Origin of the sequence: Limnohabitans radicicola (assembly GCF_014837235.1) — a bacterium.
Lineage (GTDB): Bacteria > Pseudomonadota > Gammaproteobacteria > Burkholderiales > Burkholderiaceae_C > Limnohabitans_A > Limnohabitans_A radicicola.
The window spans coordinates 1-6,776 of the sequence record NZ_JACYFT010000009.1 but is presented as its reverse complement, the minus strand read 5'-3'; the positions used below and the strand labels follow the sequence as shown (position 1 = coordinate 6,776).

The 6,776-nt window shown below is 56.7% G+C and carries 2 protein-coding genes; one reads left to right on the top strand and one right to left on the bottom strand.

Annotated features, from left to right (window positions below):
* Positions 1–48: 48 nt before the first annotated feature.
* Positions 49–6,543: a putative Ig domain-containing protein gene (locus tag IC609_RS15930; RefSeq protein WP_225224269.1), complete on the top strand. Its 6,495-nt coding sequence runs from the start codon at positions 49–51 to the stop codon at positions 6,541–6,543.
* Between the two features lie 23 nt (positions 6,544–6,566).
* On the opposite strand, the gene IC609_RS15925 is transcribed toward IC609_RS15930, so the two are convergent.
* On the bottom strand, positions 6,567–6,776 hold a 210-nt coding region (locus IC609_RS15925; protein ID WP_191820515.1), incomplete at its 5' end, for a hypothetical protein.

Sequence of the window (6,776 nt, the reverse complement as noted above, 5' to 3'; positions counted from 1 at the left end):
GGTGCCACCACCCTGGGCCGGGACAAACTGGTCTTTGCCGACGGCGCCGTGCTCACCCACAACGCACGCACAGCACTGACAGCCGATCTCAACGCCGCCTTGAGCGCCGTCACCGGCTTTGACCTGAACACCAAAACACCTTTCCTTGAGCAGACCGCCACCGGCAGCGTCAGCCTGAGCGGTACAGCCGAGGAAGGCGGCACGCTGAGTGCTGTGACCAGCGGCATCACCGACCCCGATGGCACGCCGCTGACCTTCAGCTACCAGTGGCAAGTGGCCGACACGGCCAATGGCAGTTACACCAGCATCAACGGCGCCACAGCCAGCAGCTACGCCATTGCCTCTGACCAAAGCCAGGTGGGCAAGTTCCTGCGGGTGGTGGTGACCGCCACCAACGATGGAACGGCCAATGGCACCAGCTTTGTCAGCGCCCCCAGCCAAGCGGTGGCCAACGTCAACGATGCAGCCATCGGAACGATCGCTGTTGTTGGCTTCGCCGAGGAAGGTGGTGTATTGACAGCCGATGCGAGATCGGTTGTCGATCCGGATGGAACGGCACTGGAGCTGACTTACCAATGGCAGATCGCTGACACAGTGAATGGCCCATACACCAACATCAATGCCGCAACAACGTACAAGTACGTCATCGCGGCCGATCAAACTCAGGTGGGAAAATTTCTCAGGGTGGTGGTCAAGGCCACCAATGATGGTGTTACCGGTGGTACGACGCTCACCAGTGCTGCCACCGGTGCCATTGCCAATCTGGATGATCCGGGCACGCTTGCGGCAATCTCCGGAACGCCCAGGGTCGATCAGCTATTGACTGCGGGTGCCCTCACCGATCCTGACGGCGTGGTCAATGGCAGCATCGCTTACCAATGGAAAGCCGATGACCTCGCCATCAACGGTGCAACTGCAAGCAGTTTTCTTCTGACGGCAGATCAGTTGGGAAAACTCATCACCGTCGAAGCGAGCTATGCAGACACCCATGGCAGTAACCGACGAGCATCATCGATTGCAAGCAGCGCAGTCGTTGCTGTTTCTGATCAGTTGGGCAGCGTTACGGCGATAACAGGCACTCCGACCCAAGCCCAGGTGCTGACCGCAGGCACCCTGAATGACCCGGATGGAGGTATCTCGGGCATCACTTACCAGTGGAAAGCCAATGGCATCGACATCACGGGTGCCACAGGGCGAACATTCACACTCACTCAACAACAAGTCGGCAAGGTCATGACGGTCGAAGTCGGCTATATCGACAGCCTGGGGCCCGGAAAAAGAGTCAGCTCTGCGGCCACCGGTGCGGTCGTTGACGTACCGGAGGAAGCCACTGGTTTGGCAGGTATCGCAGGTGACGCCATTGAAGGGGGCATCCTGACAGCACTTCCTCATGCCATTGTCGACCCCGACGGCACTGTGCTGACTTACTTGTACCAGTGGCGAATCAATGACCCTTCGGTGTCTGGTGGGTACATCGATATTCCGGGTGCAACCGCCGCTGCGTACAACATACCGACCGACCAAAGCCATGTTGGTCGATTTTTGCAAGTGGTGGTGACGGCTACAAACGATGGGACACCCGATGGCACAGCGATTGCCAGCCTTCCAACGGCGGCTGTGCGCGACATCAACAGTCCGGCAACGGGCTCGGTCGATTTGCTGGGTGTCGCCAAGGAGGCGGGCACCCTCACAGCACTTGTGAGCGGCATCACCGACCCCGATGGCACAGCGCTGACCTTCAGCTACCAGTGGCAAGTGGCCGACACGGCCAATGGCAGTTACACCCACATCAACGGTGCCACGGCCAGCAGCTACAACATTGCCGCTGACCAAAGTCAGGTGGGCAAATTCCTGCGGGTGGTGGTGACCGCCACCAACGACGGCACCGCCAGCGGCACCAGCTTTGTCAGCGCCCCCAGCCAAGCGGTGGCCAACGTCAACGATGCGCCCATGCCCTCAATGGCCATCAGTGCGCAGATGGCCACGGTGCAGTCGCCCTTGTCCTTCAGCATTCCAGCCAACGCATTTCAGGATGAAGACAACGACACCTTGATCTACAGCGCTGTGCTCCAGTCCGGGGCAGCGCTGAGTTCGATGGGACTGAGCATGAGTGCCAGTGGTGTGCTCAGCGGGACGCCCACAACCACCGGAAACCACACCTTGCTGGTCAAAGCGACCGATCCATCTGGCCTGAGTGCAACGTCCAAACTGGATCTGATCATCAATTCCGTCTCTGACCGGTCAGCTTCAGGCGCAGTGAGCCTCAGTGGTGTTGCGCAGGAAGGCGGTACCCTGACCGCTAACGTCAACACACTCACAGACCCCGATGGTGCCATCGTCAGATGGCGCTACAACTGGCAGGAAAATGTCAATGGCGCCTGGCAGGATCTGGACAGGCAGTCCGCCAATTCGCTGCAAATCCCGACGGATCAGAGCCTGGTCGGAAAAACGGTGCGTGTTCGTGTCATGACCCTGGATGCTTTGGGGGGGGGCACGCAGATGGTAAGCAACGCACTCACAATTCAAGACACCAACGATGCGGCATCTGGCTCAGTCATCTTGAGCGGCGCGGCGCAAGAAGGAGGTGCCTTGACTGCCCACACCGACGGCATCACGGACCCCGACGGCACCACACTCACCTTCAATCACCAGTGGCAAATCGCCGATACCTTCAATGGCCCCTATGTCAACATCGCTGCGGCAACCGGCAGTACCTACAACATGGCTTCGGATCAGAGCCAAGTCGGAAAATATTTGCGGGTGGTGGTGACGGCAAGCAACGATGGAACAAGCCGCGGGTCCACCTTCATCAGCAATCCCAGCGCTGTCGTTGTCAACACCAATGATCCTGTGATTGGCAGTATTGCCCTGAGCGGATCTGCACAAGAAGGCGGCACCCTGACAGCCAACACCAGTGGCATGACCGACCCCGATGGTATGCCACTGACGTTCAACTATCAGTGGCAAATGGCCGACGCCATGGACGGCACTTATACCTCCATTGCAAACGCCACAGCCAAGGACTTGAGAATTCCTGGCGATCAAAGCTTTGTTGGCAAATACGTGCGGGTTCTGGCGACTCCGATCTACTTTGACGCAAAGGTCGGCAACGCCATGGCAAGCCAGATCAGTCAGCAAATCGCCAATGTCAATGATCCAGCGGCAGGGCTCGTCGAAATCAAAGGCAATGCCATTGTTGGCGCTACCCTCAGGGCCGCCACAGAACGCATCAGCGATGCCGATGGGACAACCCTCCAATTGAGCTACCAGTGGCAAATTTCAGATACCAGCAATGGTCTTTACACCAATATCGCCAGCGCCCAGCAGAGCAGCTACACCATTGCATCCGATCAAGTGAACAAGTACTTCCGGGTTGTGGCGACAGCCATCAACGACGGTACGACCCATGGCACCAGCTTCACCAGCGCTCCAACTGTTCAAATCAAAACCACCAACAACATTGCAACACAGCTGTTGAAAGACATCGGGATTTTTTCAGCAGACAGCACTGACGGACTGTTCTACTTTTCAACCAATGGCGGATCGACCTGGAGTGAATTCAGTACAGTGGATGCCAATTCTGTCCTTGTACTGCGGGATGAAGCCAATACGCGCTTGTACTTCAAACCCAACGCCAATTATTCCGGCAGCCAAAGCGGTGAGATCACGATTCGGTCGTGGTACAAGTGGGCAGGCGTAGGCCCGAATGGTGGTATCGCTCTGTCAGGCACCAAGGTCGACGGTACCACCAGTGTGGCAAATACGGCCTTTTCCAAAACCGCTGAAACCATTCGAATACCCGCAGGCACAAGCAGCCCACCTGTGGGCGCAGTGGGTGTTTTGCTGGGCGAGGTCAGCAAAGCAGGCGTGACCGATTTTGACGGGGGCGTCACCATTGATGGGTTTGGCAACGAAGGTGAAGCTGTTGTGGCCAACGTCAGCAATCTGACAGACCCAGACGGGACCACCTTGACCTATGCCTACCGTTGGCAAATGTCACACACCGAAACAGGTCCTTATGTGGACATTCCGGGAGCAACTGCAAAAACGTTTACCTCCAGTTCCAAACAAATCGAAATCGGTCGTTTTGTGAGGGTGGTTGCTACCGCCGTGAATGACGGCAGTGCAAGTGGTACAGACTTCATCAGCTGGCCTTTGCAATTTTCCAAGGCTTCAGGAGGCGTCACCATCCCGCATGCTGCATTGATCCGAGGCGAAGCCATTGAAGGGGGGACTTTGACAGCTTACGCCACCCGAGATGTGAACACCGTTTACGAAGAAGCAGACGCTCCCTTTCGCTTTCAGTGGCAAATTGCCGATTCTTTGCACGGGGTTTTCAGAAATATCGAGGGTGCAAACCAGCGCCAGTGGCAAATACCCGCCGATCAGAGCACGATCGGAAAATACATCAAGGTCATGGTTTATCCAAACACAGCCGATGGTGGACTTTACGCCGCAAGCAGCGAGGGTGCTGTCATGGTACGCAATGCCAACGACGCGGCGATGGGGGACATTCAGTTGGAAGGCCTGGCTCGACAAGGGGCCCTGCTGCGCGTGGTGACTTCAAACATCTCAGACCCTGATGGCACTGCCCTGCGCTTGAGTTACCAATGGCAAGTCAGTGACACTCCCTCCGGGCCATTTGTGGACATTCTGGGCGCAACAAGCGATAGCTACGTCTTGTCGAGCGACACCAGTCAACTGGGAAAATATTTCCAGGCAGTGGTCGTCGCGGAAAATGACGGAACAGCCAAGGGAACCCGTTTCGTTGCGCTGAGTGGACCTGTGGCCGCTTCTTCAGTAATGTCCGGTAACAGCAACGGTGTGAACGAAGCACCTGTCTCTGTACAGGCTTATCAAGCCAGCTACAGCCTCAAGGTCGGATCCGAGATTCGAGCTTTTCTGGGGAATGATTTTTCAGATCCTGATTGGGGAGATGTCCTGACGGTACAGATTCAAAGCGGGAGTCTGCCGCCTGGATTGAGTTTGCAGGGCAATGGGGTGCTCAGCGGCACACCTGTGCAGCCAGGCATTTATGACTTTACGCTGCGAGCCGTTGATCTGGATGGACTCATCCATCAGCACAGCTATCAGCTGCGGGTGACCGACGCTGCGGCACCCGTATTTTTTTCATCCGGACAAGTATCGGTTGCGGAAAGAACAATCACGACGGTTTACGTGCCCGGTGTCTCGGACAATTCTCCTGGTCTGAGCTTCGGATTCGGGGGCGGCGCAGACGATGATTTGTTTGCGGTTGATCGCACCACCGGCGCGTTGCGATTCGTCACTGCACCGGATTTTGAACAACCGCGCAGCGCAAGCGGTTCCAACCTTTACGAAGTCCGAATCCGGGCTACCGATGTGGATGGCAACACCACAGACCACGATATAGCGATTGAAGTGACCGACGTTCTGGATTCGCGCTCGGATGTCAGGGCATTGTTTGACATCGCAATCGCTGCCGGAACGGGCGATCCCAATGCCGACAGCAACGCCTACCAGATCCAGAGTGCTGCCTTGCACGCACTCAGGGACCCGGTTGACCGGACGGGGTTCGCAAATCAGAAAGACTCCAGCAAAGTCCTGGCCTCTTGGGTTGACGCTGTCACAGGCACGGACATTGTCAGCCAACAAGAATACCAGGCAGGTTTTTCAGTGACGGGCAAAGCACAAGCCGGGTTACAAAGCTCGATTCGCTTTCTGCTGGACAACGACCGCACCAGTGGTCAGGCAGGTGTAGGCGCCATGACTTTGGTGCTGGGACAAAACGATGTCAATGCAGACGGCACCACCGATGTGGTGGCCAGTTATGACAATGCATCAGGTGAATGGAATCTTGTTTTTACAGCAGCGTCAGCGGCTTTGCGGCCTGCAACCCACAATGTGTGGAGCAGCGGTGTTCATCAAATCGCGGTGGATTTCAATGGTGACGGGCTGGTCAATGCCAACGAGTCAGATCGCCTCTTTCTTGTGGCCAGTGGCACGGCACTCAACACCCATACGGGTTTGGAGAGCCAGAACTTCAGCGTTCATGACCGCCTCTCAAACCATGTTTTTATTTACTACTATGGCGATCCCGATGGTGCAAATGGCGTCAATTACCAAGCCACCGGGACAAGCCGATTGGTGTCCAGCATCCCCGCGCAGTTCTGGGAATTTCATGTGGGGTTCAACGACTGGGGCTATCCTGTTGGCACTGATTTCGCAGCGCTGGCGGCAGATCATGTACTTCAAAAAAGCAATACAAGCCGCCTGCCAAGCCAGGCCGAAGGTGCGGCCTTATACGCTGCAAATTTCGGTAGAAACACGCCCGGATCTGAGTGGTTGTTCAACCCAAGCACTGAGGCACAACTGGTGGGGCCTGTGCAAACGTTAAGGCACTATGGCAGTTCGGCGGTGGTCGCTGCAGACAACGTCTATCGAGGCTGGGGGAATGCTTTCATGACGGCCATGCCCAGTCCTTTCAGCTCTACATCGTATGTAGACCTGGCACTTGGCCAGCTGTTTGATTCACAAACGACTCGCTACAGCGTTGTTTTGTAAGCCTCAATCTTGTCCTGCAACCCTCACCAGCGCTGCACCCAGCCCAGCGTGAAGGTGCGTTGCTGCTGCTGTGCGCCAGGAAACACATAAGCGTTGACTTGCGTGCTGGTGCCCCACTGGGTGCGCTGCTCTTGCCAGCGCAGCACCCATTCGCTGCGCCCTGGCATGGGGGTGGTGGCCTCCGGCTGCCAGGCCAGCTCCAGGCTTCTCATGGACGTGCGGGCCTGGATGTC